The sequence below is a fragment of the Streptococcus sp. KHUD_010 genome (genome assembly GCF_040207525.1).
Taxonomy (GTDB): Bacteria; Bacillota; Bacilli; order Lactobacillales; family Streptococcaceae; genus Streptococcus; species Streptococcus hominis.
Map to the genome: position 1 here is coordinate 913732 of NZ_CP157941.1, position 26362 is coordinate 940093.

The 26362-nt window shown below is 38.7% G+C and carries 25 protein-coding genes and 1 riboswitch; of the genes, 5 read left to right on the forward strand and 20 right to left on the reverse strand.

Features of this window, described 5'->3' with window-relative positions:
* Nucleotides 1–1287 (forward strand): PLP-dependent aminotransferase family protein, encoded by a 1287-nt coding sequence (locus ABKA15_RS04520; protein ID WP_049513342.1) that lies wholly within the window; start codon nt 1–3, stop codon nt 1285–1287.
* 183 nt (nt 1288–1470) lie between these two features.
* Here ABKA15_RS04520 and ABKA15_RS04525 read toward each other — a convergent pair whose 3' ends face one another.
* From ABKA15_RS04525 to ABKA15_RS04545, 5 genes are all read right to left on the reverse strand, one after another.
* Nucleotides 1471–3213 carry an ABC transporter ATP-binding protein gene (locus tag ABKA15_RS04525; RefSeq protein WP_049513343.1) on the reverse strand — a complete coding sequence of 581 codons (1743 nt, stop codon included), beginning with the start codon at nt 3211–3213 and terminating at the stop codon, nt 1471–1473.
* A 2-nt stretch (nt 3214–3215) separates the two neighbouring features.
* Nucleotides 3216–4955, reverse strand: coding sequence for an ABC transporter transmembrane domain-containing protein (locus ABKA15_RS04530; protein ID WP_049508264.1), 1740 nt, complete (start codon nt 4953–4955; stop codon nt 3216–3218).
* Nucleotides 4956–5050: 95 nt separating this feature from the next.
* Entirely contained in the window at nt 5051–5722 is a 672-nt protein-coding gene (locus ABKA15_RS04535; protein WP_049513344.1) for an MmcQ/YjbR family DNA-binding protein, read from the reverse strand.
* A 12-nt stretch (nt 5723–5734) separates the two neighbouring features.
* Nucleotides 5735–6367, reverse strand: coding sequence for a copper homeostasis protein CutC (locus ABKA15_RS04540; protein WP_350015393.1), 633 nt, complete (start codon nt 6365–6367; stop codon nt 5735–5737).
* Nucleotides 6368–6418: 51 nt separating this feature from the next.
* The gene (locus ABKA15_RS04545) at nt 6419–7285 is read right to left on the reverse strand and encodes a GNAT family N-acetyltransferase (RefSeq protein WP_049513348.1); all 867 of its coding nucleotides are present in this window, start codon (nt 7283–7285) and stop codon (nt 6419–6421) included.
* A 143-nt stretch (nt 7286–7428) separates the two neighbouring features.
* Here ABKA15_RS04545 and ABKA15_RS04550 point away from each other — a divergent pair, with 143 nt between their 5' ends.
* Together ABKA15_RS04550 and ABKA15_RS04555 are read left to right on the forward strand one after the other, a co-directional pair.
* Nucleotides 7429–7953, forward strand: coding sequence for an ECF transporter S component (locus ABKA15_RS04550; RefSeq protein ID WP_049513350.1), 525 nt, complete (start codon nt 7429–7431; stop codon nt 7951–7953).
* 38 nt (nt 7954–7991) lie between these two features.
* Nucleotides 7992–8501, forward strand: coding sequence for a transcription repressor NadR (locus ABKA15_RS04555; RefSeq protein ID WP_049513352.1), 510 nt, complete (start codon nt 7992–7994; stop codon nt 8499–8501).
* A gap of 58 nt (nt 8502–8559) precedes the next feature.
* On the opposite strand, the gene kphA is transcribed toward ABKA15_RS04555, so the two are convergent.
* From kphA to ligA, 5 genes are all read right to left on the reverse strand, one after another.
* Entirely contained in the window at nt 8560–8799 is a 240-nt protein-coding gene (gene kphA, locus ABKA15_RS04560; RefSeq protein WP_003001620.1) for an RNA-binding protein KphA, read from the reverse strand.
* Between the two features lie 18 nt (nt 8800–8817).
* Nucleotides 8818–9090, reverse strand: coding sequence for a 30S ribosomal protein S16 (rpsP, locus tag ABKA15_RS04565; RefSeq protein ID WP_003024685.1), 273 nt, complete (start codon nt 9088–9090; stop codon nt 8818–8820).
* 118 nt (nt 9091–9208) lie between these two features.
* Entirely contained in the window at nt 9209–11509 is a 2301-nt protein-coding gene (gene pulA, locus ABKA15_RS04570) for a type I pullulanase (RefSeq protein ID WP_049513354.1), read from the reverse strand.
* Nucleotides 11510–11522: 13 nt separating this feature from the next.
* Nucleotides 11523–12482 carry a diacylglycerol kinase family lipid kinase gene (locus tag ABKA15_RS04575; protein WP_003029816.1) on the reverse strand — a complete coding sequence of 320 codons (960 nt, stop codon included), beginning with the start codon at nt 12480–12482 and terminating at the stop codon, nt 11523–11525.
* Nucleotides 12483–12490: 8 nt separating this feature from the next.
* A complete protein-coding gene (ligA, locus tag ABKA15_RS04580) occupies nt 12491–14449 on the reverse strand; it encodes an NAD-dependent DNA ligase LigA (RefSeq protein ID WP_049513356.1) in 1959 nt (652 codons plus the stop codon).
* A gap of 198 nt (nt 14450–14647) precedes the next feature.
* On the opposite strand from ligA, the gene ABKA15_RS04585 reads away from it, so the two are divergent.
* Complete coding sequence (locus ABKA15_RS04585; RefSeq protein ID WP_049513358.1) at nt 14648–15595, forward strand: 2-dehydropantoate 2-reductase; 948 nt, start codon at nt 14648–14650, stop codon at nt 15593–15595.
* A 135-nt stretch (nt 15596–15730) separates the two neighbouring features.
* On the opposite strand, the gene ABKA15_RS04590 is transcribed toward ABKA15_RS04585, so the two are convergent.
* Nucleotides 15731–16240, reverse strand: a complete 510-nt coding sequence (locus ABKA15_RS04590; RefSeq protein WP_049513360.1) for a QueT transporter family protein — start codon at nt 16238–16240, stop codon at nt 15731–15733.
* A riboswitch (PreQ1 riboswitch) is annotated at nt 16238–16346 on the reverse strand. Its footprint overlaps the gene before it by 3 nt.
* Before the next feature lie 28 nt (nt 16347–16374).
* Here ABKA15_RS04590 and ABKA15_RS04595 point away from each other — a divergent pair.
* Entirely contained in the window at nt 16375–16818 is a 444-nt protein-coding gene (locus tag ABKA15_RS04595) for a GtrA family protein (RefSeq protein WP_049513362.1), read from the forward strand.
* Nucleotides 16819–16883: 65 nt separating this feature from the next.
* Here ABKA15_RS04595 and ABKA15_RS04600 read toward each other — a convergent pair whose 3' ends face one another.
* From ABKA15_RS04600 to ABKA15_RS04640, 9 genes are all read right to left on the reverse strand, one after another.
* The gene (locus ABKA15_RS04600; protein WP_049513389.1) at nt 16884–17591 is read right to left on the reverse strand and encodes a B3/4 domain-containing protein; all 708 of its coding nucleotides are present in this window, start codon (nt 17589–17591) and stop codon (nt 16884–16886) included.
* 10 nt (nt 17592–17601) lie between these two features.
* Nucleotides 17602–18051 carry a MarR family transcriptional regulator gene (locus ABKA15_RS04605; RefSeq protein WP_049513364.1) on the reverse strand — a complete coding sequence of 150 codons (450 nt, stop codon included), beginning with the start codon at nt 18049–18051 and terminating at the stop codon, nt 17602–17604.
* A 71-nt stretch (nt 18052–18122) separates the two neighbouring features.
* A complete protein-coding gene (locus tag ABKA15_RS04610; RefSeq protein ID WP_003024700.1) occupies nt 18123–19031 on the reverse strand; it encodes a YihY/virulence factor BrkB family protein in 909 nt (302 codons plus the stop codon).
* Nucleotides 19032–19081: 50 nt separating this feature from the next.
* Entirely contained in the window at nt 19082–19939 is an 858-nt protein-coding gene (locus ABKA15_RS04615; RefSeq protein ID WP_049513365.1) for a methionyl aminopeptidase, read from the reverse strand.
* A 24-nt stretch (nt 19940–19963) separates the two neighbouring features.
* The gene (gene spxR, locus ABKA15_RS04620) at nt 19964–21241 is read right to left on the reverse strand and encodes a CBS-HotDog domain-containing transcription factor SpxR (protein WP_049513367.1); all 1278 of its coding nucleotides are present in this window, start codon (nt 21239–21241) and stop codon (nt 19964–19966) included.
* Nucleotides 21234–21785: a GNAT family N-acetyltransferase gene (locus ABKA15_RS04625; protein ID WP_049513369.1), complete on the reverse strand. Its 552-nt coding sequence runs from the start codon at nt 21783–21785 to the stop codon at nt 21234–21236. Before ABKA15_RS04625 ends, spxR begins: the two co-directional genes overlap by 8 nt.
* Before the next feature lie 78 nt (nt 21786–21863).
* On the reverse strand, nt 21864–23123 hold the full coding sequence (locus ABKA15_RS04630; RefSeq protein WP_049513371.1) for a UDP-N-acetylglucosamine 1-carboxyvinyltransferase: 1260 nt from the start codon (nt 23121–23123) through the stop codon (nt 21864–21866).
* A gap of 490 nt (nt 23124–23613) precedes the next feature.
* Nucleotides 23614–24807: a methionine adenosyltransferase gene (metK, locus tag ABKA15_RS04635; RefSeq protein WP_049513373.1), complete on the reverse strand. Its 1194-nt coding sequence runs from the start codon at nt 24805–24807 to the stop codon at nt 23614–23616.
* Nucleotides 24808–25072: 265 nt separating this feature from the next.
* Nucleotides 25073–26350 carry a dihydroorotase gene (locus ABKA15_RS04640; protein WP_049513375.1) on the reverse strand — a complete coding sequence of 426 codons (1278 nt, stop codon included), beginning with the start codon at nt 26348–26350 and terminating at the stop codon, nt 25073–25075.
* Nucleotides 26351–26362 lie beyond the last annotated feature (12 nt).

Below are 26362 nucleotides of genomic sequence, written 5' to 3' on the forward strand. Positions count from 1 at the left end.
ATGGGGACAGTTAAGATGATAAAAACTAAGTATCAATGTATCATAGATCAGATTAGCCAAGATATTAAAAGTGGGAAATTGTCCAAGGGACAAAAGATTCCTTCTGTCCGTCAGCTGGCAGACGACTATCGCTGTAGCAAAGACACATCCCAGAAGGCACTGATAGAGTTGAAATATCAGAAGTATATCTATGCGGTTCCTAAAAGTGGCTACTATGTACTGGAAAATAGTCTGGAAGACCAGCAGGACATAGAATTAACCGTCAGAGATGACCACTACCAAATTTATGAAGACTTTCGACTTTGTCTCAATGAAACGTTGATTGGACGTGAGAATTATCTTTTTAACTACTTTTCTCAGCAAGAAGGGCTGGAAGACTTACGACAATCTGTCCAGCAGCTGCTTCTGGATTCAGCTATCTACACCTCTGCTGACAGGCTCGTTCTGACATCTGGTACCCAGCAAGCTCTTTATATTCTTTCGCAAATTGTCTTTCCAAATAAAAAATATGAAATTCTAGTTGAGCAGCCGACCTACCATCGGATAAACGATTTGCTAACTGCGCAACAACTTCCTTATCAAACAATTGAGCGAACTCCAGAAGGGATTGATTTAGAAGAATTGGAGCGGATTTTTCAATCTGGTCGTATCAAATTCTTCTATACTATCCCGCGCTTTCATTATCCCTTGGGGCATTCTTACAGTCGAAAGGAGAAGGAAGAAATCATTCGTCTTGCTCGGCTTTATGATGTTTATATCATAGAAGATGATTATTTGGCTGACTTTGACAGCAAACGCGGACTGACCTTCCATTACTTGGACGATAGCCAGCATGTTATCTATATCAAATCTTTTTCTACCAGCCTCTTCCCTGCCCTTCGGATAACAGCTTTGCTATTTCCTCCAGCTATTCAGTCTACTTTTATTACCTACAAAAAAGCAGTAGACTACGACAGCAATCTCATCATGCAGAAAGCTCTATCCCTTTATATTGACAATCTCATGTTTGAAAAAAATCGTCTCTCTCTTCTCAATCAACAAGAAAAAGAATTGACGAGAGCTAGAAAACTTTTAAGCCAAAATCAGCTCAAACTTTCCCACTTTATCAATAGGGATGGTATCTTACTAGATTTACGTGGACTTAAATCTGTCAGCTCCCTCAAACATAGCAATCTGCCATTGGATTTTTTTGAAGCAAGCTATATACAGGATTGTCCTTATCAATACGCAAAAATTAAATACGAGGATCTAGAAAAAACCTTAGAACACTTAAATGAATATTTATAAGGGAGTGGGACAGAACTAAAAATCGAAAATTTTTAGTTCGTAGTTCTACCCCCGCAAGGGTGATTAGGTCCTCTTCTGAGCTTGAAAAGCGAATGAAGAGTCCAATCACCTACTGCGTTCTTCGTTTATTACTAAATCTGATAGAAGCTGTGACACTTTTTGCACAGCCTCTTCTTTAACATATCACTCTTCTTTCATCATTCCAGCTTGCAACTGATACATTTTATAATAGGTTCCCTTAAGCGCTAGAAGCTCTTCATGTGTGCCGGATTCGACAATACGCCCCTGCTCCATGACATAAATGCAGTTAGCGTCCTGAATGGTAGACAGCCGGTGAGCAATGGCAATCGTTGTTCGTCCTTGGCGCATTTTTTTCAGTGAAGTTTGGATAAGTTCTTCAGTCTCCGAATCAATATTAGCAGTTGCTTCGTCTAAAATCAAGATTTTAGGCTTGGTAGCGATTGTTCGGGCAAAAGCTAGCAATTGCCTTTGTCCACTTGAAAAAGTCGCACCTCGCTCAGTTACGGAACTGTCATAACCTGCAGGAAGCTGATTAATAAAATCGTGAGCATCCACAAACTTCGCAGCTTCTACAATATCCTCTCGACTCATATTTTCTTGATACATTTGGATATTAGAAGCAATGGTACCGTGATAGAGGAAAGGATCTTGAAGAACTAAACCAATATTCCGGCGCAGTTCAGCTTGGCTGTAATTCTTAATATTTTTATCATCAATTAAAATTTCTCCTCTTTCAAATTCATAAAATCGCAGAAAAAGATTGATGATTGAAGACTTGCCTGAGCCAGTCGAACCGACAAAGGCGATTGTTTCCCCCTGCTTGACTGAAAATGAAATATCTTTCAGAACATCACGCTTGCCGTCGTATGAAAAGGAAACATGACGAAATACAATATTCCCAGCTGTAATTTCCAATGGAAGATTAGCTTGATTGGGCTCATAGTCTCTACGGTCTATGATTGCAAAAACACGGTCTGCAGCCACCATAGATGTCTGCAAAATAGAGTAATTTTGCATCAAATCAATCAGAGGATTGAAAAGTTGATTGACATATTGGATAAAAGCATACATGACTCCTGCTGTCACTCCTGCAACCTGCCAAGTAAAGCCAAAGTAGGCTAAAATAACCGCATAAGCTAAAATTTTCAGCAAAGACATAGCTGGACGCAGAAAAAGGCTATTGATATTGAGGTAGCGAACTGTATACTCCAAATGCTCGCCGTTAATCGTTTCAAATTCATTTATTAGGCGTTTTTCCTGACCAAACGCCTGAATAATTCGCATCCCCTCAATACTTTCAGAAAGTTTGACATTCAAATCGCTCAGTTTGCTTCGGACGAGTTTTAGCAGACGATTAGATAAGCGTTGATAAAGTAAAATGGAGCCCAGCATGACTGGTAAAAAGAGTACAATAAGTCCTGTCAAGCGCCAATTCAAGGTGCACATCGTCACTACTGTTACAACAAGAATAAAAATGGAACTTAGAAAACTTGAAAATATGCTACTAAACATATCTGCTACCGCTTGTGTATCATTCGTCAAACGGGAAACAATCGCTCCTGCAGCCGTTTGATCAAAATAAGCCATACGTAGCCGCTCAATATTTTCAAAACTCTCCTGACGCAGATCGCGAACAATGCTATATGCCACACGGGCAAAAGAATACTGTCCCAAGAAAGTAAATAGTACCCTCAAAAGAAAGAGAGCATAATAGAGAATCAAAATATAAAATCCCGCCATAATCTGACGACGACTGATAAAATGGTCAATAAAATACTGGGCCAAAAGCGGCAAAGCTGTCGTCACCAAAGTTGTCGCAAAGATAAAAGTAAGTGCCAAAATGCTCACCCATTTATAACGCCACATATAAGTCAGAAGGCGATGAAAAGTTGTTTGTTTTTTCATAATCACTCCTCCTTCAGACTTTCTGCCAGTTGCTGGTTGTGATAAGTATGCGCATACCAACCGTTTTGTGCCAGCAATTCTTGGTGAGTGCCACGCTCTTTAATGCGTCCATTCTCCATCACCAAAATCAAATCTGCATGAACAACTGCTGATAATCGGTGAGCAGTAATAATCGTCGTCTTGCCGTCTCGTTCTTCCTTGAGATTTTCCAAAATCAAATGCTCTGTTTTAGCATCAACAGCAGACAAAGAATCATCCAAGATTAAAATATCTGGTTTCAGAACGAGCGCTCGACTCATGGCTAAACGTTGCTTTTGACCTCCTGAAAGCGATACTCCTCTCTCGCCGACAATTGTCTGAAAGCCTTCTGGCATGGCAATAATATCCTCATAAAGACCACAAAGTTTACTAGCTTGAATCACTTCGTCATCTGACAAGTCTGGATTTGCAAAACGAATATTGTTCGCAATCGACATTGCAAAAAGAATCTGTTCTTGCGGCACGTAACCAATCAAACTCCGCAAATCGTTTAAGCTATAATCTCGAATATCGTAATCATTCAGATAAACAGCACCTTCTTGAATATCCTGTTCTCGCATGAGCAGGCGTAATAGTGTTGTTTTACCAGAACCTGTTTGTCCGACAATTCCTAGCGTCTGCCCCTTTTCTAATGCAAAATGAATATTGGATAAAGTGGTTGTTTCTTCATAAGAAAAACGCTGAATATCATAGACCAAACGGCCATTTTTTATAGGGAAAACGGGGTTTTTGGTCTCTTCGACATCCGATTTTTCTACCAATAGTCGCTCAATCCGTTCATAAGAAACCATTCCTCTTTGGCTGATGTTGAAGAGATAGCCCATCGCCTGCAAAGGCCATACCAGCATATCTAGATAAGTAATAAATGTCACTAACTCTCCAACTGTAAATTGTCCTCTAGAGATGAACATTCCCCCAAAAATCAAGGTTAACACATAAGATAAGCCAATGAAAATCAGAACCATAGGATCGAAGAGGGAATTGTATTTAGCAGCTAAAATATTCTTCTCATAGACATCCTGATTTGTTCTAGCAAAAGAGTAACTTTCTGCTTTTTGATAGCCAAAAGACTTCGTCACTTTAATCCCCGAAACGCTTTCCTGTACCTTGTTATTCAAGTCAGAAAAAGCCTCCTGAGCCGCTTTAAAGCTCTCGTGATTTTTTCGTCCAATTAAACTGGTTCCCCAAGAAAGAAATGGCAATGGCAGAATAGCAATCAAAGTCAAGCGCCAGTCTAAAACAAAAAACATGGTCAGCAGCGTTACCAGTGCTGTGATTGATGCGTCTACCGCCGACATGACACCCCCACCTGCTACACTTACAACTGCATTAATGTCATTCGTTGCATGCGCCATCAAATCTCCTGTTCGATATTTTTGGTAAAAAGACGGTGCCATTTGGGTAAAGTGCTCAAAGAGTTGAGAACGCAAAAGTCGTCCCAAATGATTTGCCGTTCCAAAAATGTACAGCCTCCAAAGATATCGCAGACCATACATAATAAAGGCCGAAGCAACCAAAAGTAAAAGATTTAAAAGCAACTGGTCTGACGTTAGATTTCGGCTAGCAATACGGTCAATCACCACACCAATTACTCTAGGAGGAATTAAATTAAAAACACTAACCAAAGACAAGGCTAGAATTCCGATAATATAACGTTTTTTCTCCAGTTTGAAAAACCAGCCCAATTTTCTGATAAGATTCATACTCTCTCCTCTGCTATTACTGATTACCATTATACACTATTTTGTTGCATTATCTGTAAAGATAAAACGCAGCTAGCATAAACTAACTGTGTTCCTCATTTCTTTTGGGTCAATTCAAAGCTCTTATCCAAAAGGGAAAAAAGTTCTGTATCCGTCAAAGTATCATCCAAGGGCAGGCTCAGCCAATATTTTTTATTCATGTGAAATTCTGGGTAAATTCCTGCTTTCTTAAGCAAATCAGCTACTTGATTGTTTTTGACATTCAGCACTTCTATTTGACCAGTTTTGCCATTTTCAAACTTCGACCAGTCTATCGTCATAAAAATACCATACCATTTTTTAGTATCCTGATGTCGAAAAACACCAGCATGAAGATTGCCATTTTTTGAAGAATTCTCCCAGAGATATTCCAGTCGTCCGCCATAGGTCTTCGCTACATAATCCTGCAAGCGGCTGCTCTGTTCATAAAGAAAGCCAACTTCCTCAAAACAATTAGCTCGGATCATCAAAAAAATCTCCTGACAGGCTTCACGGACTTGACCGACAAACTCACCCGTCATAGCCTCCATTTTGACTTGCACATATTCATCATCAGTCTCTTGGTCAAACACTTGATAGTCCAGCTTATCACCCTGCAATTTTAGCTGTAACAGAAAATCACCATTCATTATTTCCTGAGAATAAACAAACTCTTCTCCTATTTTTTCAAAACCAAATACCTGTAATTTTTCTGGATTTGCTTGATATTTCTCAAATAAGTCTAACATGATCTTCACTTTCTAAAATACAATTTTGATACCATGAAGTTGATTGACGCCGAGCTTTGCAACAATTTTATCACGATTATCAACCGTAATACCGCCTCCTGGTAAAATATCAATCCGACCAGCTGCATGATTTATCAATTCATATAACCAAGAAAAATGCTCTTGAATCGGCTCTTCTGCCAGTCCACCGTGAGTTAGAATCCGTTTCACGCTATGTTCCATTAGCCAGTCCATTTCACTAAATTGATATTCTCTTGGAATGGCGTCAAAAGCCATGTGAAAGACGACTTCCAGCCCTTGCGAGGCTTTTAATAATTTTTCCATTTTTGGATAATCAATTTTATTAGCAGTTGTCAAAACACCAAAAACAAGTCCGTGTGTCCCAGCGCTGCGCGCCATTTGAATGTCTTCTAGCATGATTTCCATTTCCAAGTCATTGTATACAAAGTCTCCCCCGCGTGGACGAATCATCGTCATAATGGTCGCATTGTAAGTTTTTGCTAACTCAACAGCTGCTTGTATGACACCGTAACTAGGCGTTGTTCCGCCAACTGCTAGATTATCGCAAAGTTCAATTCGTCGAGCACCAGCCTGCATGGCTTTTCCCAAATTAGTCACATTTTCTGCACAAAATTCATAAATCATTTTTGACCTCTTCTATGTGAAAGTTTTTTCTTGTTTATTATAATATAATCACTATTTATTCTTCAAAATCTTTCGCGACCGCTGGCACCAATCCAACCATTTTTTCCTATAATCCGACTCAGGCAAGATACGATTTTCTAAATCTTTTATCGTCAAAATTCCTTTTTCTTCACAAGTTTGAAGACAATAGTAATAGAAATCCCAATTCAAATCGTCCTCTTCTGCATAAACTGGAATCTCTTCAAAACCAGATTGATAGGCTATAAATGCTCTGCTGTGGCCATCAGTGAAAAAGATTTTACCTTTCAATCGCTTAATTGGTAAAGGATTTAAGGCGTTTATGTCCTTTGTATCGAACCATATCTGTACCTGCTCTAATTTCTTTTCAGAAAGATAAAATTGACTTGGTTGAATAGCTGACAAAGGAAGCATCAAATCCAAAGCATAGCGATGCCCATTTTCAGTCTTTTCCAAAGGATAAAATCCTACTGACTCAAACATCTTCTTAGAAGCTTCATTGTCATCATAGATTTCTTGAACATACAAGCGCTTATAGCCCAACTTGCGTCCACGTTCAACCAATACCTGAACAACTGTCCTCCCGATTCCCTGACCACGATAAGCTGAGTCTCCAATCACAATCGACATGTCCTCTTGCCAAAAACCCACATCACCAATCGGCTGCCAACCAGCATTTATCAAAACTTCAATAAAATACACTTCTCCATGATAAGTAAAATAGTCATACATTTTCTTGATTCGTTGAAGTGTGTAAGGCTCTCGACTACCATCAATCAAACGGATTACCTCAGGGTCTTGATACCAAGAAAAGGCAAGATGAGCTTGTCCATCATACTTTCGCAAACGTAAGGAAGAATCAATGAAAATATACTCTGGTTGTTTCTTTACATCTATCATAATATTCTCCTACTACTAACATTTTTACAGAAATTACACAGATTATTTAGAAATTCTGTCCTATTCTATCAAAATTTTCTCTTGACATTATCTGAAAAAACAGTATACTATACTTGTGTATATACAGTTAAAAGGATAAAATTATGAAACCTAAAACAAAAAATCAATTTATAACTCTTACAGCTCTCTTGACTGCACTAGCTATTGTTATTCCAATGGTTATGCCTGCAAAAATTATTATTCCACCTGCTTCTTATACTTTAGCAAGCCACGTTCCTATTTTCTTAGCCATGTTTATCTCGCCGTTAATGACTTTGATTGTTATTTTAGGTTCTACTTTTGGTTTTTTAGTAGCTGGTTATCCCATTGTTATCGTTCTTCGCGCCCTGTCACACCTATTCTTCGGCTTGGTAGGCGCTCTTTATCTAAAAAAATATCCTAAAACTTTAGATAAGCCAATCCAGACTTGGATTCTTAATATTGTCCTTGCTTTTGTTCATGCGATTGCTGAAGTCCTTGCTTGTCTCATCTTTTACGCCTCAACCTCTTTTCCAGCAAATATGTTTTATCTTCTTTTCATACTCGTAGGAGTTGGAACTATCATTCATAGTATCGTTGATTTTATCATTGCACAATTTATCTATAAAGCTCTACAAAAAATCCGCTAAATCTTGAATATTTAACAGATTTATTCTACAATGAATTTATGATAAAACAAAGAAGAACAGATTTATTACAGCTTTTAAAAACTGCAGAAACTCCCTTAAATGGACAAATTTTAGCTGAGAAATTCCATGTTACTCGGCAAATCATTGTACAAGACATTGCCGTTTTACGAGCAGATGGTGCCCCTATTATTAGTACAAATCGAGGCTATATTTACAAAACGAATGATAGTGCTAAATATTATCACCAGCTTTTTAAAGTTAAGCATACGATTGAAGATATTGAAGCGGAATTACTGGCAATTGTAGATAACGGTGGACGAGTTCAAAATATTATGGTAGAGCATCCCGTTTATGGGGAAATTCAAACCTATCTGAAATTAACTTGTCGCAGAGATGTTCGGCATTTCATCCAACAAATTCACGAGACCAATTTCCGCGGTTTATCTGAATTGACAGACGGTGTCCATTATCATCTAGTAGAAGCTGATTCGCAACAAGATTTGGACTATGTCGAAAAAGCATTAGAAGAATTAGGATTTTTATTGTAAAATGCAAACATGCTTTCTATATAGATTGCAAAAAAATAGAGCCTGAATGGCTCCATTTTTATTTCTCATCAATAACAATTCTGACTTTTTTATCTTCGGTTGGGACAGAATAAACAATCGTTCTTATCGCAGAGATCGTGCGACCTTTACGACCGATTACACGTCCAACATCACTAGGGTCAAGATCTAAATGATATTCCAAAAATTCTGGTGTATCTTCAATCTTGATAGTTAAAGCATCTGGTTGTGAAATCAAAGGTTTCACTATCGCAATAATAAGATTTTCAATCGTGTCCATAGTCAACCTGCACTTCTATTATTTAGAGTATTTAGAATCGTGGAATTTCTTCATCACACCAGCTTTTGAAAGAATGTTACGAACAGTATCAGAAGGTTGAGCACCTTTTGACAACCAGTCAAGAATACGATCTTCTTTTAAAGTTACTTGGTTTTCAGCGACAAGTGGATTGTAAGTTCCAACTGTTTCGATAAAACGTCCGTCACGTGGTGAACGTGAGTCTGCTACATTGATACGGTAGAAAGGTTTTTTCTTAGAACCCATACGAGTTAAACGGATTTTAACTGCCATTTTAAAAATTTCTCTTTTCTCTTTTTTATTTTTAGGGATAGCAGAGCTATTCCCGACATACTCTATCTTATCACAAGAAAGAAAAGGTGTCAAGAAAAAATCTTGACATCTTTTGATATTACCATTCTAAGACTTCAAAGACTGTAGCTGTCAGATCTTCAACAAAAGAATCGCTAACTTGACGACTATTTCCAGCTACAAGTTTCAAATTTCCAATATCTTCAATATTGTATCTATCACCACTTGCATTAAAAATTACGAGGTAATAATTATCATCTTTCACTTCAAAAATGACAATTCCACTTCCGGAATACGCCGAATGTACAAAGGCATGCTGGTAAATGTCATCATAATGCTGGTAAGAAAATTCTTTTGTTATCGTTTTTAAATGAATCATCTGTTTGATATAGTTGATACTTTCTTGATGATGAGCTAATAAATCCCAGTCTACTTGATTGACAGCGTCGGGAGCGTTATAACTGTTCATAGCACGCTTATGATCTGCCTGAATGGTATTCCCATTTGCTCCAGTTGCCACTAGTTTGCTACGTGAAAATTCCTGTCCCAGCTCCATAAAACTCATACCTTGCAAGAGGAGATTCATCGCAGTCGCTAATTCAATCCGCTTAGTACGAGTCAATTCATCATCATTTGGATGAAGTTCGGCTAACAAATCGTGCAAATTGTAATTATCATGTGCTTCTACATAATTAACGACTTGTTTTGGCTCTAGATAGGTTCCTAACTCACTGCTTCCTAGAATTGCCTTGGCAACAATTGATTCTGTCGCTTGACCACTTACAAAGCCGGCTTTTAAGCCGCCGTAGACTTCTGCTCCTTTGATCGCATCACGTTCAGTATCGTTGAAAAATCCGATATTAGGTAATTCAAAGGCATTGTCTTTTTTGGCTTTGTCAAGCGGAAGCAATCCTGTCCCCATATCCCAACCTTCACCATAAGTCAAGATTCTAGGGTCAATCTCATCTAACGCTTCCCGAATTTGACGCATCGTTTCAATATCATGAATGCCCATTAAGTCGAAACGAAAACCATCAATATTATACTCTTTTGCCCAATAAAGGATAGAATCAATCATATATTTACGAAACATTTCATGCTCACTAGCTGTCTCGCTCCCCACGCCTGTTCCATTTTGGAAAGATCCGTCTGGATTCATCCGATAGTAATAATCAGGCACTGCTTGTTGAAACGGTGAATCATGAGTCGAATAAATATGGTTGTATACAACATCTATCACTACGGAAATGCCCACATCATGATAGGCTTGAATCATCGTTTTTAAATCCCGCATTCCTTGAGACGGGCTTGCTGGATCTGTTGAAAAACTCGTTTCAGGAGCATTGTAATTTTGAGGGTCATAGCCCCAATTATACATTACATTTCCATCTTGGTCATACTCTTTGTGTCGATCAGAGATGGGCTGCAATTGTACGACATTGACACCTAATGATTGAATATAATCAAATCCTGTCGCTTGACCTGTTCTATTTTTTGTTCCTTTTTGACAAGCCCCTAAAAAGGTTCCTCGGTGTTTTTTAGACACGCCAGAACTGTTAGACTTCGTCAAATCTCGTACATGCATCTCATAAATAACAGCTTGACAAGGATTCTCTAGACGCCAAATTGCTTGTTGCCCTTGTTTCACTTGGAAATGTTTTGGATTTCGCTCCGCAGGCGATAAAATGACAGAACGCTTTCCATCTTCCGTTACGGCTTCCGCATACGGATCGCGTGTTACTGTTTTGTGATGTTCAAACTCTAGCTGATACTGATAGGCTTTATTTGCCAAGTCATCCGAAATCACCCGAGACCAGACTCCGATTGTATTTTTAGCATGATCTTTGGAAAAGTCTTTTCCTCTTTGTAAGTCGTAGACCTTCCAGATTTTCGCTTTGTTAGTGCTATTCTTATAGACTACTAACTGAACTTTTTTTGCAGTCGGTGCCCAGAGTTTGAATTCTGCTTGCTCACCATTATACTGGCATCCCAACCAACCTTGATACCCCCAGTGCTGGTCAAAATGTTTGCTGTCCAATGCCATATCAAAGGCGTGAGGATCACACTTTGCGTAATACGGACTAGTCATAGCAGCCTGCCTAGAATAATAAACTTGACTGTCTCCTTCGATAATCCAAACCTCAGTCACTAAATGAGGCGGTAACAACTGAATGGAATAGTCAACCGACTGGTGAGACCAATCGGTTGTTTTTACAATGACATGGACATTACTCAAAGCTTGTTCACTTGTATAGGACAAGGTTCCTTGAATCCCAAAATCATCATACTGGAAAAAAGCACTCTCTTCTCCCCATTTATTCATTTGCCATTTCCACATATTATAGGCTGCATAATTTCCTAATTGATTATGGTAATGGATTAAGACACGATAGTCTAACATCACATTCTCCTGATTATTCTTTATTCTCCAATGACAAAGCACTATCGCTAATCTCATCAATATTTGCAAAAAATTCTAAATGGTTATGAAGAACTTCCAATTCAACAGGAGTATCTCCACCATATTCGCCATCCAGATTTAACATGAATGGGGCCTTTTTGTCTAAAACTTCTAACTTTAACTTACTTGTTTTTAAATATTCTACATTCACATCTGTCACATGTTGACCACCATTGATTGCTTGAATCATCAACGCCAACATATCAAACAACCGAGCAGTTTTCACCAAAATCAAGGTAAAATTACCATCATCTAGCACTGTATCTGGCGCTAATTTTTCAAAACCGCCGATTGAATTTGTCAAGGCAACAAAGATTAAAGAAACTTTACCTTCAAACACACCGTGGTCATGTTCAATGTGTACCTTGCGTAATTTAGATTTTGGCAGCATTTCTGCTCCTTTTGCGACATAGGCAAGGTAGCCTAGACGTGACTTGACTTCACTTGGAACACTATAGGTCAATTCTGTCAAAGTTCCCGCTGCAGCAATGTTAATAAAATATTTTTTCCCATAAGCCTGACCAATATCCATTTTTATGGTTTGATTTTTTTCAATAATCCGCGCAGCTGCCACCGGATCCCCCATTGGAATCTTGAGAGCGCGTGCATAATCATTGGTCGTACCAGTTGGAATAAAGGCTAACTTAGGTCGATTTTCCAACGGTGCTACCCCATTGACCACTTCATTGATTGTCCCATCTCCACCAGCCGCAACAATTAAATCAAATCCTGCTTTAGCTGCTCTCTCTGCTTCATTTTGAGCTGACAAAGGAGCAGGCGTCGTCTGATAGGCACTTGTTTCATAGCCTACATCCTCTAAAACGTCTAAAACTTCTGCGATATTTTTTTTAATAATTTCTTGACCAGAGGTCGGATTATAAATCAATCGTGCTCTTTTTCTAGCTGTTTCCATACAAACCTCTACAAGCTCTCAAGCCAAGCTTCATCACGAATGTCAATTCCTAACTCTTGAGCTTTTGTTAATTTACTTCCTGCGTCTGCTCCGGCAACGACTAGACTTGTTTTCTTAGAGACCGAGTTCGTCACCTTTGCACCTAAACTTTCTAATTTCTTTTTCGCCTCTGAACGATTGAGACGCTCCAATTTTCCTGTTAAAACAACGGTCAATCCAGAAAGCGCTGCATCTGCTGCCACTTTTTCGCCAAGGTAAGTGAAATTTAACCCCGCTTCTTTTAATTCCGACAATAAAATATGAGTTCCTTCTTGTGCGAAATAGCTAGAAAGACTCTCAGCAATCACCATTCCTAGACTATCCAGCGCAGCAATTTCTTCTCTTTTTGCTTTTGCTAATTGCTCCAAATCATGAAAATGCTCTAGCAAAATCTGACTGACTTTACTTCCAACATGGCGAATGCCCAAGCCAAATAATAATTTCTCGGCAGAATTTTCCTTAGAAGTCTGAATAGCAGTATACAACTTACTAGCTGATTTTTCCTTAAAATTTTCCAATTGTAGCAAATCTTCAACAGTCAAGCGATAAATGCCAGCCACATCATTTACCAACTGCTGATCAAATAACTTTTCTACAACAGCAGGACCAAGACCTATGATATTCATGGCATCGCGACTAGCAAAATGAATCAAGCCTTCTTTGATTTGTGCAGGACAACGTGGATTGATACAGCGTAAAGCAACCTCATCTTCAAAGTGAATCAACTCGCTGTTGCAACTTGGACAATTCTTTGGAATCTCCAATTTCTCTTCTGATTGGCGCTTGTTTTCAACCACTTGCAAAACAGCTGGAATGATGTCACCTGCTTTGTAAACGATGACCGTATCGCCTTTGCGAATATCCTTTTCAGCAATGTAATCCACATTGTGCAAAGTGGCTCTGCTGACCGTTGTCCCCGCTAATTGCACAGGCGTCAAGTTGGCGGTTGGCGTAACAACCCCAGTCCGTCCAACTGTCCAGTCAACTGATAAAAGCTGCGCTTCTTTTTCCTCGGCGGGAAATTTGTAAGCAATCGCCCATTTTGGTGCTTTTACAGTAAAACCGAGTTCTTCCTGCATAACCAAATCATTTACCTTGATTACAACACCGTCAATATCATACGGTAACTGGTCGCGTTCTTGAGTGATTTGTCCAATAAACTGCCACACTTCATCCATCGAATGTGCCAAAATATGCCGCTCATTCACACTGAAGCCATTTTTAGATAACTGATTTAAAACAGCTTCTTGGCTCGTCGCACTTGTCGGACTGGCTTCTTGATAGAGAAAGGTTGCAAGGTTACGTTTGGCTACAATTGCCGTATCCAACTGGCGTAACGTTCCTGCCGCTGCATTTCTCGGATTAGCAAATTCTGGTTCTCCGTTTTCCTGACGTAGCTGATTTACCGCATCAAAAGAGCTGCGTGGCATATAACACTCACCACGAACAGTCATATCAACTTCGCTTGGCAACTTTAAAGGAATATCTTTCACTCTTTTCAAATTTTCTGTGATATTTTCCCCGACAGAACCGTCTCCGCGAGTCGCTCCTGCAACTAAAATCCCCTTTTCATACATGAGAGAAATAGAGAGGCCGTCAATTTTTAGTTCACATAGATAGCTAACATCTGGAAAATCTTTCCGAATCCGTGCATCAAATGCATCTAACTCTTCACGTGAAAAAGCATCCTGCAAACTATAGAGCGGATACTGGTGTTGGTATTTTTCAAAACCTTCTAAAACCTTACCTCCCACACGATGAGTTGGGCTATCAGGCTGAACGAACTCTGGATACTGCTTTTCTAAATCTAATAATTCATGATACAACTTATCATATTCACTATCCGATACGCTTGGATTATCAGTCGTATAATATTCATGAGCATACTGATTGAGCAACTTCACCAGTTCTAACATTCTGTCTTTCATATTTCTATTTTATCATAATTCATGCGTTTCTACAGCATTCTTACCTATATTCTTTACAAAAAATTAGACAAAAATGTAAAATAGCAGAAAAATAATCATCATCACATCAAATATGATAAATTTCCAAAATTTAATTGATTAAAATACATAAAAGAAGTAAAATATACTATAAATAAAAAAGCTAGGAGAATTGTTAGTATGAATATTACAATTGCAGGTGTCGGTGCCATGGGTAGCCGCTTTGCTCTGATGTTGCATCGAGCAGGACATAAAGTGACTTTAGTAGATGGTTGGAAAGAACATGTCACAGCTATCCAAAAAGATGGCTTACGAGCTAACTTAAACGGCGAAGAAGTTGTTGCTAAGTTACCAATCTACTTTCAAAGTCAAGTAGATCCAACTTTATCTAATGACTTAATTATTCTGTTTACAAAAGCTATGCAGCTAGAAGCGATGTTAGCAGATATTCAACCTTTAATACATGATGATACAGCTGTTCTCTGCCTATTAAATGGGATTGGTCACGAAGAAGTCATTGAAAAATACGTCCCAAGAAATCAAATTATGATTGGAAATACCATGTGGACTGCTGGTATGGAAGAACCCGGACGTGCAAAATTATTCGGAAACGGCTCAATCGCTTTGAAGAATTTAGTCGCAGATCCAAAAGCCGAACAAGCAGCTTATAAAGTCATTGAAACCTTGAATTCTGCCGGATTAAATGCGCAATATACAGAAAATATCTTATATGCCATTTATAAAAAAGCTTGTGTCAACGGAACGATGAATAGTTTGTGTACCCTTTTGCTTGCTAATATGGCGGACTTTGGAGACACTACTCCTGCACATAATATTGTTGTGAAAATTGTTAGCGAGTTTGCAACAGTTGCAAAACACGAAAATGTAGACTTGAATGTCACAGAAACCGTGGACTACATTGAAAAGAATTGTTATAATCGCGATACAATTGGCTTGCATTATCCGTCAATGTATCAAGATTTGAACGAGCACAATCGTTTGACAGAAATTGATTATATCAACGGAGCTATTGCACGAAAGGGACAACAATATGGTGTAGACACGCCATACTGTGCCCTTATAACTGAACTCGTCCATTGTAAAGAACAATTATTAGGTGCAAAATAAACTTAGCTAGAAAATTCATTGTTTTTACAAAAATATTAAAACTATATGGTCTTATATTTTTTAATTTCCAGATAAACAAAAATATGCCGAAGAATTTTTGGGCATATTTTTTATTGAATCTAATATTAACGAAAATTATTTTCCTAAATCAATCCGCTTATTTAGCTTATCCATTAAAATTCCACCAATGATGAGTGAAGCAAACTCTCCTACTGCTGTCGTAAACCAGGTCAAGAAAAACGGTGCTTTAGCAACAATGTATAATTCAGCTGCAATGGTCACCATAGAAAGTGAAAAGAAAATCGCAAAATAAAAGAAAGCTTTATTGATTAGTCCATTAAACAAGTATTCATTCATGTATTTTCTAAAGAAATACACACCTAAGCTCAAAAAGACCAAGGTTGAACCACCACCGACAAAGACATCGATGATTCCAAAACTAAATAAATTTGCAATCATACACCCCAACGTGACTCCGATGATGTACTTTGGTTTATAAAAAGCCATAAAGTTCATCATTTCAGAAATCCGAAATTGGTAGGCACCGTAGCTAATAGCATTCAGGGGCGGTGTCATTGTCAGAGCAACGTAAATCGCAGCAACAAGAGCAATCTGAGCCATATCACGAACAGTAATTTTTTTCATGTTTTCTCCTTTAGCGACTAAACCGCGTGTAATATGCTTGACGAAAGGGAACTAAGCGCCAAGGGCTGTATTGACAAAACGAATACAGCTTTTCAAGTATAGCACATTTTTTGCAAATATGATAGACTAAATCTATGAAAAAATATGTTAAACACTTTTTTGACAACGAAATTTTATCTTATTTGTTTTTCGGTGTTGCTACAACTGCTGTTGCAGTTCTTACACGTATGCTTTGTTATGCTTTGACGAGTAATGAATTACTTTCTACAGCAATAGGCAATATCGCTGGAATCCTTTTTGCTTTTGCGACAAATGACACGATTGTTTTTAAGCAACAAAGAAAAGGCTGGGGCGCTCGTTTTGTCAAATTTGCTCTTGCGCGACTTTCTACTTTTCTGCTGGACATGGGGCTCACATTCATTTTTGTCACAACATTTCCTAACATTATTGGTCAATTTGTCCACAATGACATCAAAGCAGTTAATACCATTGAAACTTTATTTGCCCAAATCGTTATTATTGTGCTCAATTATGTTTTTAGTAAAGTCTTTGTATTTAAAAATAAATCAACTAATTAAAAAGACAAACCTACCTCAAATGGTGGTTTGTCTGCAATCTCAAAGAGCTTTAAGGCTCTTTTTTCTTAAATGTCTACACTTGGATTGTCAATTGTTAGATGAGTGATTTCTCCTTTGACTCCAAAATAATCTTCAACTAAACTTTGCAATTCCTGCATAGCTGCTTGCGCACGTTTAACTTGGTCTTCATTGATTGCTTCGATGACTAATACTGCATCCGTTGTGCCTTCAGTCAGCATTGTCCGTTGCGCTTCCCTCCAGTTAAAACAACGACAAACAGCTCCTTCATCATCATAATAAATAATTTCCTCTGGAAGAGCTGGTGCGTCTGTCTCTGCACCAAGTGGAAAGAAGGGTTCGCCTCCTTGCGCTTTTCCAAGATGCAACCCTCCTTGAATCTTAGCTATATCTTCACCACCACAAGGAACGGCATAGGAAAGTGACACACTATTATAAATATCTACCAATGGATTGATTGGATTGAACTCACGACCTTGACTTACCCTTTTTAAAAGAGCTTCAATAGAAGAACGCGCACCTTTTTTAGTTTTAAACTTACTAAAAGCACTACGCCATTCTTGAATCACGTCATTTTGCGTAAAGGTTTCATCTACGATAAAATCTTCTGCACGCTTGCTTCCCTTGTCTAACAAAGATTTAAAATAAGGGTCTTTGCTTTCGTCAACGCTATTATCCAAACCTTTAACAACCATAATGCTAATTTGCGCTTGAGGGAATAATTCCCAAAATTCATTTTCAACTGTGACTTTCATTTTACACCTCTCAATAATTTCTTTTTTGTCCTTTTTTAACCAATTCCCAATCATCAGTAATATTCTGTCGCACCTTTGCTAACATGTCTTCTAACAATTGAGCATCTTCTTTTGAAAATCCTGTCAAAGCCTGCTGCTCAGAATAAGTGTGCTCTGCTAAGATAAACGGATAAAGTTTTTTTCCTGTATCTGTCGCAAAAAGCTCTTTATTTTTTAAATTTCCAGCTGCACTTCTTCTTTCAATCCAACCTTTACTCTCTAATTTTTTGACGGAGCGAGCAACGGTTGACCGATCAACTTTCAGCAAATCCGAAAGCTCTTCTTGAATAATACCGGGATTTTCTACGATACGAACCAAATAAAGATACTGCCCTTTGGCCAAATCAACATGGCGAAATTCAATATTCGCCATTGAATCCAGCGCTCGGGCGATAATACCAATCTCTCGCAAAATCGTCATATTGCCTCCTTAAACAATATTATACTACATTTTATTGCAAATGCAACAAAAATAACGCAAAAAAAGAAGTTTCATTTGAACTTCTCTTTATTTTTTATAAGTCTCGTTGTCAGTTGTTTATGTCTCGTTTCAAATTCTTTTTCGTGACAACCTTGATAACTTGCATTTAAGATTGCCCCAATAATCATAATTTGGGCAATGAGGGTAAACCAAATCATGACGACGACAACAAAAATGGAACTAAAAAATCGAACATCCATTAAGTGATTTACATAAGTATCCAAATAAACGGAAAATAAATTTAACAATACTCCAATCGTAAAAACTACAAAAATCGTTCCTGGCAGAACATAGCGGATTTTCCTGATTTTTACATTGGGTAAAAAGTAATAAAGCATCAGTAAAGAAAGAAACAGCAAGGTGTAAATAGTCGGCTGGGTCATTCTTTGCAAACTGGCATATAGTTGATCGTCAAACTCCCAAAAGCTATGAAGCAAGCGAAGCGACATTCTCCCAAACATTGTCAGTAAAAGAGACAAGGCAAAGAGAAATTGCAACCCCAAGCTAATGACTAAACTAAATAATCTATGTGATATCAGACCTCTATCTTTTGCAACACCATAAGCTTTATTAAATGCTTTTTGTAAAAATGACATTGATTGTGAAAATGCCCATAGAGCCGAAAGGATGGAAAAACTCAACAAGCCAGAAGAAGGCTGAGTTAGCAAATTTCGGGTAACCTTTGCAACGACTTCATACAGCGATTCAGGCAGAACATCTTCCATTGCTTCCAAAAATTCTGCTATCGGAATTTGAAAATAAGGCAATATATTCACAACAATCAATAGCAACGGAAAAATCGAAATCAGCAAATAATAAGCCACTGCAATGCTTGTCAAATCAATCTCTGATGCTTGATAAAATTTAAAAAAGGATTGTAAAAACGGGTTCTGTCCAATCTTAGAAACAAACTTTTTCATCTCGTCTCCTACTAGAATACAGAGCAAAAAGCCCCTTTCCATTCTTATTTTTAATAAGTTCCTTCTTCTCCTTGGCTGGTTAAGATAACAGGACCATCTTTGGTAATCACAAATTGATGTTCGTATTGACATGAAAGTCCACCATCCAGCGTTTTGTGAGCCCAACCCGTTTCAAAATCTGTGTCAATCTCCCAAGTGCCTGTTGAAATCATCGGCTCAATTGTCAAGACCATGCCTTCACGAAGACGTAAACCACGTCCAGCACGTCCGTAATGAGGCACCATTGGCTCTTCGTGCATAGTTGGTCCAACACCATGTCCTACTAAGTCACGAACAACACCATAACCATGACTTTCCGCATATTCTTGAATCGCTGCACCAATGTCACCGATTCGATTACCAACTTGAGCAGCTTCAATTCCACGATAAAGGCATTCTTTTGTGACGTCCATCAGTTGTTGCACTTTTTCACTTACTTGACCAACTGCATAAGCCCAGCAAGAATCCGCCACACCTCCACGGAAATTTTCTGTATAGTATTTCATCTGCTCTACATTGTTGAAATCCAGCTTAGAAACATCCAATTCTGATTTATCAACCAAGCCAACAACCATATCGACTTTAATTAAGTCACCTTCAACTAATTTTTGGTGGCGTGGAAAAGCATGTGCCACTTCGTCATTCAATGAGCAGCAAGTGGCATAAGGGTAGTCCATGATGCTGCCTTCCACACCAATCTGAAGCGGAAGAGCATTATCCTCCTTACAACGTCTGCGGACGTACTCTTCAATTTCCCACATGTCAATACCTGGCTTAATCAAATCCCTTAAACCGATATGAATACTGGCGAGAAATGCACCGCTTTTTTCCATTAAATCAATTTCACGTTGTGATTTTAAAGTTATCATTCTTTCTCCTTAATATCTGAGGTATTAATTTATTTTTACTGTAATTGTTGCTTTTGCAACCAGTTGAAGTTTTAGGTAAATATCGTAATCCAAAATAGCAGAATGCCGTGTTTGTCGGACAATTCTTGGTCGCAGCGTCAAAGTTTCATCAATCTGAACAGCTTGCAAGAAATAAATCATCATCTGCTCAATAATAATATTTTTCTTGCCAGATGTCATGTATTGATGTGTTGCCGTCGTTAAAATCTCTGTTAGAATCCCGTTAGATAAAACACCGTTACTTTCTAACATAAAAGGTTCCACAACAAAAGAAAATTCATTGTTGATATGACGAAGTTTTTGAGAGACTTGGTCACTAAAAGTCGGTAGGCTGGAGATTTGTTCCCGACTCATTTTTTCCATGACATCGCGACGCGTAATGACTCCAAGAAGAGTTTGATTGCTCCGAATGACTGGCACCATTTCAAAGTCTTCTGTAATCATGCGCTGGCTAACATTGGCAATACTGGTGTTTAAAGTAACGGCATAGATATTTTTTGTCATAACTTTGTCCAAAATAGTGTGAGGAGACTTGTCACCAGTATCACGCATAGTCACCACGCCAACAACCATATTATGCTGATTAACAACAGGAAAACGACTGCTACGGTTTTTCCGAACCAAATCCATAAAATCACGAACGGTATCTGTATCTTTTAAGAAACCATACTCATGACTACCACGATAAACCTGTTCCACGGTTAAAATATCTGTTTTGATCTGCATGTTGGACAATGCGCGATTGATGATTGTCGCAACTGTAAAGGTATCATGTTGGGATCTTAGAACAGGAATACTTAAGCGGTTCGCTAATTTTAAAACATCAGGACTCACTTCTAAGCCACCTGTCACTAAAACTGCATTTTCATGTTTCAAAGCCAATAACTGAATACGGGTGCGGTCTCCAATAATCAAGAGACCTCCTTCTGTTAAGTAACGTAAGAGATTCTTCTCGGTCATTGCCCCGATTGAGAATTTACTGAATTCCTTTTCAAGTCCGTCTTGACCAGCTAATACTTCTGATCTCGTAATTTCAGCAATTTCTTTAAATGTTAAGTGCTCCAGCTCTACTTTAGGAGATTTCACGCGAATCGTGCCGCTACGAGGACGTGTTTCTACCAATCCACGATTTTCGGCTTCTTTAATCGCACGATAAGCAGTCCCCTCGCTTACTCCTAAATAATTGGAAATACTGCGTACACTAACACGCTTTCCTACTGGTAATTCTTCCAAATAAGCGATAATTTCTTGATGTTTACTCATGAAAGTCTCCTTTTTCATAGCAAAACTCTAAATAATCCCGCATTTTACGTGTATAACGGTCGCTCCCCTTGAACTGCCGCCTACAAGAAAAGCCTGTCTTCTCGGCAACCCTTTGGCTAGCTTTGTTTTCCAGATGAGTTACAATATAAAGTCGCTTCAAATCAAACTGTGTAAATGCCAAATAAACAATATTTTTGACGCACTCAGTCATCAGACCATGTCCCCAATAATCATGCCGAAGAAAATAACCAAGCTCTGCTTCACCCTTGATTTCGTCTATCTTTTCAAATTTAACAGAACCAATCATTTTCTCAGAATCTTTATCACAGATCGCCCAAATGCCAAGAGGATATTTCATGAAATAATTAGCCAATACATGTTGGCTTTCTTGTAAATTAGCCTGCACAGGGAAAATGAAACGCAAATTTTCAGGATTGGAAGCAATTTTATAAAAATCTTCACTATCCATAAAGGAAAAGGGACGCAATACTAAATGTTCTGTTTCTATAAAGGCAAATTCTGCCAATTTTGTCCACAAATTCATATCTTACCTCTAAAGATAAGACCCAGTTGGTACGCCAACTGGGCTATTTCACCTCATCATGTCAACGCTGTTTCGAATCTATCCTTCGACAAGCTGAATGTCTGCTCCTAAACTCGTCAACTTTTCAATAATATTTGAATAACCTCGTAAAATAAATTCTACATTTGTAATTTCGGTTTTTCCATGAGCTAGCAAGCCTGCAATTACAAGAGCTGCTCCTGCCCGCAAATCAGTCGCTTTGACCGCTGCACCTTGCAATTGATTAGGCCCTTCATAAACAATATGATTGGTACTCGTTGAAATCTTTCCTGCCATTTTTGCTAACTCAGGGACATGATTTACTCGCTTTTCATAAATCGTATCAATAATTAAGCCACGTCCTTCAGCAGTTAACAAAAGTGGCGTAATAGGCTGTTGCAAGTCTGTAGCAAAGCCTGGATAAGGAGCCGTCTTAATATTGATTGCTTTCAAATTATGCTGCTTTTCGACATACACACTATCTTCAGAAACGGTCATGTGAACTCCCATTTCTTCTAATTTCGCAATAAAGCCTTCTAAGTGTTCATAAAGGACATTGTTGATTTGCACACCTTCACCAATTGCAGCAGCCATTGAGATATAAGTTCCTGCTTCAATTCGATCTGGAATGACTTGATGACGAGTACCATGAAGTTTGTCAACACCTTCAATGACAATAATATCCGTACCCGCTCCTCGAATGTGTGCTCCCATATTATTCAAAAGTGTCGCTACATCAATGATTTCAGGCTCACGAGCCGCATTTTCAATAACGGTGCGCCCTTTTGCTTTTACTGCTGCAAGCATGGTGTTAATGGTCGCTCCAACACTGACTGTATCCATGTATATACTAGCTCCGTGGAGATGTTTACCGCCTGTCGAAAGGTTCATGGAACTCCCCTCGTAAGACATAGTAGCCCCCATGGCTTCAAATGCTTTCAAATGCAAGTCAATAGGTCGCGGACCCAAATCACAGCCACCAGGCAAACCAACTGTTGCTTCGCCATAGCGGCCCAGCAAGCTACCATAAAAGTAATAAGAAGCACGCAAGCTATTGATTTTACCATAAGGCATGGGCATATTTTTTATACCACAAGGATCAATTCTCAGTGTATCATCTTGGCGCTCAACAGTAGCTCCCATAGCTTCCATAATGTCAATCAAACTCACAACATCGGAAATATCTGGCACACAGTCCAATGTCACGATTTCATCAGATAAAATTGTCGCCGGAATTAAAGCGACTACGCTATTTTTAGCACCACTAATAGTCACCTCTCCTTTTAAGGGGCGACCACCATTAATTACAATTTTTTTCATTTTTAGCTCTTTCAAGGAATTTATAATCAAATATACTGCACTTTATTATAACACAGTTTCTGTGAAAATCCTATCCTTTTAAAGAAATCTCTTTTAACTTGTCATTCTTGTTATATAACGATTACAAAACTCTTTTATTTTGGTGGTATTCTAAAAAGAGAGTGGGACAGAAATCAGTAGTTTCGTAGAAACTTGATTTCATCGTCCCACCTCTGCACGGTTGAGTAGGGCTGTGAAAGTTGATTTATCAACGTATTAGAGTCCTACTCAACCACTGCGTCTTAATAAACAAAGGAAGCCGAGCACTTTTGTCTCAGCTTCCTCAAAATGATAACTAGATCCGACAATCTAGGGAACTGCTGGAGTTTGCAGATAACACTAATATAATCGGCACAAATAAATACGTTTTAAGTCAGATTGCAACTGCGACTGATTATAAAATGCCTCATAAAAAATTTATAAACAAGAGACTTGTATCCTAACTTCTTCTTTATTTTGCAACAACTGCTTTCAAAGCATCTACTTTATCAAGTTTTTCCCACGGCAGGTCAATATCTGTACGTCCCATGTGCCCATAGGCAGCAGTCTGACGGTAAATTGGTCGTTTCAAATCAAGCATTTGAATAATACCCGCTGGACGAAGATCAAAGATTTGTCGAACTGCTTCTTGAATCTTGCTTTCTGAAACTGTACCTGTGCCAAAAGTATCAATGCGGACTGATACTGGATGTGCGACTCCGATGGCATAGGCTAGCTGAACTTCTGCTTTCTTAGCTAATCCTGCTGCAACAATATTCTTAGCAATATAACGCGCAGCATAAGACGCTGAACGATCGACTTTCGTAGCATCTTTCCCAGAGAAGGCTCCACCGCCATGACGTGCATACCCCCCATATGTATCAACGATAATTTTACGTCCAGTTAAACCAGAATCTCCTTGAGGCCCGCCAATAACAAAGCGACCAGTCGGATTGATGAAAAACTTACTTTTTTCATCTAAATACTCTGCTGGAACCACTTCTTTAATGACCTTTTCAATCACATCTTGATGAATCTGCTCATTGCTTACTTCTGGGTCATGTTGAGTGGAAATAACAACAGTATCCACACGTATAGGTTTGTCGTTTTCATCGTATTCAACCGTTACTTGAGATTTTGCATCCGGACGAAGATAGGAAATTTCTCCAGATTTGCGAAGCTCTGCTAAACGACGGACTAATTTGTGACTGAGAGAAATAGGCAACGGCATTAGTTCAGGTGTTTCATCTACAGCAAAACCAAACATCAGCCCCTGATCACCGGCACCAATCAAATCAAGCGGATCTTGTTCAGCATTTCCACGAATTTCAAGGGCTTCATTCACCCCTTGAGCGATATCTGGTGATTGCTCAGCAAGCGATGGATGTACCCCCACCGTTTCTGCTGAAAAACCATATTCAGCTTTTGTATAACCAATCTCTGCAATTGTATCGCGAACTATGCGGTTAATATCCACATAAGCATTTGTAGAGATTTCTCCAAAAACATGGACGGAACCTGTATAGACAGCTGTCTCAGCAGCTACATGAGCTTCTGGATCCTGCTCCAAAATAGCATCTAAAATAGCATCTGAAATTTGGTCTGCAATCTTATCTGGATGTCCTTCAGATACAGATTCAGACGTGAAAAGTTTACGCTCTGACATATTCATGTCCCCCTTTTAATGAAATATTGTCCCTAGAAATTCTATTATTGCTAGGAAGTTACTTGAAAATCTGTAAACAGACTTACGTTAAAAAGTTACAAAGCACTAGTCTCTACGGTCAATATTTAACCTTTGACTACCTTTTCGGGACTCTTTTAACTTCTCTATTGTATCATTTTTTATTAAAATAAACAGAAAATTTTCTAAAAATTATAAGAAATTTAAAATACAATAAGGTTGAAAAACACTTCCAACCTTATGCTTGTTATGATGATTTGCTTCCATAGACAATTTGCCCATCACAGATCGTATAGTGAACAACGCCTTTTAATTTTTCGCCGATAAATGGTGAATTAGCTGCTTTTGAGGCAAAATCTTCTGTTATCATGCGTTCAGCATTTGCATCGAAAATGGTGAGATCTGCTGGGCCATTCTCAGCAAGATAACCCGCTTCAAAACCATAGAGTTGCGCTGGGTTAATCGTCATTTTTTCCAGCAACTGCATGAGTGTCAAATGACCTGCTTCCACCAAATACGTCAAGCCAAGCGAAAGTGATGTCTCTAGACCTGTCATGCCAGACGGTGCTTTGGTGATGTCTTCTACATTCTTTTCATCAGCGTGGTGAGGTGCATGGTCTGTCGCAATGACTGAAATCACTCCAGACTTAAGTCCTTCAATGACAGCTAAACGATCTGATTCCAAACGAAGTGGCGGGTTCATTTTGGCATTGTTGCCTTTTAACAACAATAGCTCTTCTGTCTTAGAAAAATGCTGGGGCGCTGCTTCTGCCGTTACGTGAGTGCCCAATCGCTGAGCGAATTCCACGACTTTCACACTTTCTGCTTTTGATAAATGCTGGATATGAATATGAGTATTAGTTGCATGAGCAATCATCACGTCACGCGCAATCATACTATATTCAGCGACCCCAGTCGCACCGCAAAATCCAAAATGTTCTTTGGCAATCTGTTCATTAAATCCAAGGATACCATTGAGTTCTGGATCCTCTTCGTGAAGGCAGATAAATGTACCATTTTTGTCAGCTTCTTCCAAAGCTTCGCGTACCACTTTTGTACTTTTTAATGGAATTCCGTCATCTGAAAAACCAATAGCTCCCGCTTCCAAAAGCGCTTTGAAATCTGTCAAATGCTGTCCATCAAAATTCTTTGTAATGGTCGCGACAGACTTAATATGAATGTTTTCACGGTGGGCAGATTCTATTACTTCTTTCAACGTCTCTACTGTTGAAATCGTTGGAGTGGTATTTGCCATCATGACAACCGTTGTAAATCCACCCGCTGCCGCAGCTAAAGCACCCGTATGAATGTCTTCTTTATGCGTCTGACCAGGTTCACGAAAATGAACATGAATATCAATCAGTCCTGGCGCCACCACCAATCCAGTCGCATCAACCACCTGAGTATTTTCTGCCTTCAAATCCTGACCAATTTGAAGAATTTTTTTATCCTGAACTAGGACATCACAAACCTTATCAAAACCAGATTTTGGATCCATAACGCGACCATTTTTAATTAACAACATGCACTTTTCTCC

Excerpts from the sequence above, each read along its gene's own strand:
- ABKA15_RS04540 (WP_350015393.1), bottom strand. The coding sequence starts at position 6,367 with ATGATTTATGAATTTTGTGCAGAAAATGTGACTAATTTGGGAAAAGCC.
- ABKA15_RS04545 (WP_049513348.1), bottom strand. The coding sequence starts at position 7,285 with ATGATAGATGTAAAGAAACAACCAGAGTATATTTTCATTGATTCTTCC.
- ABKA15_RS04575 (WP_003029816.1), bottom strand. The coding sequence starts at position 12,482 with ATGGAAACAGCTAGAAAAAGAGCACGATTGATTTATAATCCGACCTCT.
- kphA (WP_003001620.1), bottom strand. The coding sequence starts at position 8,799 with ATGGACACGATTGAAAATCTTATTATTGCGATAGTGAAACCTTTGATT.
- ABKA15_RS04625 (WP_049513369.1), bottom strand. The coding sequence starts at position 21,785 with ATGAATTTGTGGACAAAATTGGCAGAATTTGCCTTTATAGAAACAGAA.
- ABKA15_RS04525 (WP_049513343.1), bottom strand. The coding sequence starts at position 3,213 with ATGAAAAAACAAACAACTTTTCATCGCCTTCTGACTTATATGTGGCGT.
- ABKA15_RS04555 (WP_049513352.1), top strand. The coding sequence starts at position 7,992 with ATGATAAAACAAAGAAGAACAGATTTATTACAGCTTTTAAAAACTGCA.
- ABKA15_RS04535 (WP_049513344.1), bottom strand. The coding sequence starts at position 5,722 with ATGTTAGACTTATTTGAGAAATATCAAGCAAATCCAGAAAAATTACAG.
- ABKA15_RS04610 (WP_003024700.1), bottom strand. The coding sequence starts at position 19,031 with ATGAAAAAGTTTGTTTCTAAGATTGGACAGAACCCGTTTTTACAATCC.
- ABKA15_RS04600 (WP_049513389.1), bottom strand. The coding sequence starts at position 17,591 with ATGAAAGTCACAGTTGAAAATGAATTTTGGGAATTATTCCCTCAAGCG.
- ABKA15_RS04520 (WP_049513342.1), top strand. The coding sequence starts at position 1 with ATGGGGACAGTTAAGATGATAAAAACTAAGTATCAATGTATCATAGAT.
- ABKA15_RS04595 (WP_049513362.1), top strand. The coding sequence starts at position 16,375 with ATGAAAAAATATGTTAAACACTTTTTTGACAACGAAATTTTATCTTAT.
- spxR (WP_049513367.1), bottom strand. The coding sequence starts at position 21,241 with ATGAGTAAACATCAAGAAATTATCGCTTATTTGGAAGAATTACCAGTA.
- ABKA15_RS04630 (WP_049513371.1), bottom strand. The coding sequence starts at position 23,123 with ATGAAAAAAATTGTAATTAATGGTGGTCGCCCCTTAAAAGGAGAGGTG.
- ligA (WP_049513356.1), bottom strand. The coding sequence starts at position 14,449 with ATGAAAGACAGAATGTTAGAACTGGTGAAGTTGCTCAATCAGTATGCT.
- ABKA15_RS04640 (WP_049513375.1), bottom strand. The coding sequence starts at position 26,350 with ATGTTGTTAATTAAAAATGGTCGCGTTATGGATCCAAAATCTGGTTTT.
- ABKA15_RS04590 (WP_049513360.1), bottom strand. The coding sequence starts at position 16,240 with ATGAAAAAAATTACTGTTCGTGATATGGCTCAGATTGCTCTTGTTGCT.
- ABKA15_RS04530 (WP_049508264.1), bottom strand. The coding sequence starts at position 4,955 with ATGAATCTTATCAGAAAATTGGGCTGGTTTTTCAAACTGGAGAAAAAA.
- ABKA15_RS04605 (WP_049513364.1), bottom strand. The coding sequence starts at position 18,051 with ATGACGATTTTGCGAGAGATTGGTATTATCGCCCGAGCGCTGGATTCA.
- ABKA15_RS04615 (WP_049513365.1), bottom strand. The coding sequence starts at position 19,939 with ATGATAACTTTAAAATCACAACGTGAAATTGATTTAATGGAAAAAAGC.
- ABKA15_RS04585 (WP_049513358.1), top strand. The coding sequence starts at position 14,648 with ATGAATATTACAATTGCAGGTGTCGGTGCCATGGGTAGCCGCTTTGCT.
- rpsP (WP_003024685.1), bottom strand. The coding sequence starts at position 9,090 with ATGGCAGTTAAAATCCGTTTAACTCGTATGGGTTCTAAGAAAAAACCT.
- pulA (WP_049513354.1), bottom strand. The coding sequence starts at position 11,509 with ATGTTAGACTATCGTGTCTTAATCCATTACCATAATCAATTAGGAAAT.
- metK (WP_049513373.1), bottom strand. The coding sequence starts at position 24,807 with ATGTCAGAGCGTAAACTTTTCACGTCTGAATCTGTATCTGAAGGACAT.
- ABKA15_RS04550 (WP_049513350.1), top strand. The coding sequence starts at position 7,429 with ATGAAACCTAAAACAAAAAATCAATTTATAACTCTTACAGCTCTCTTG.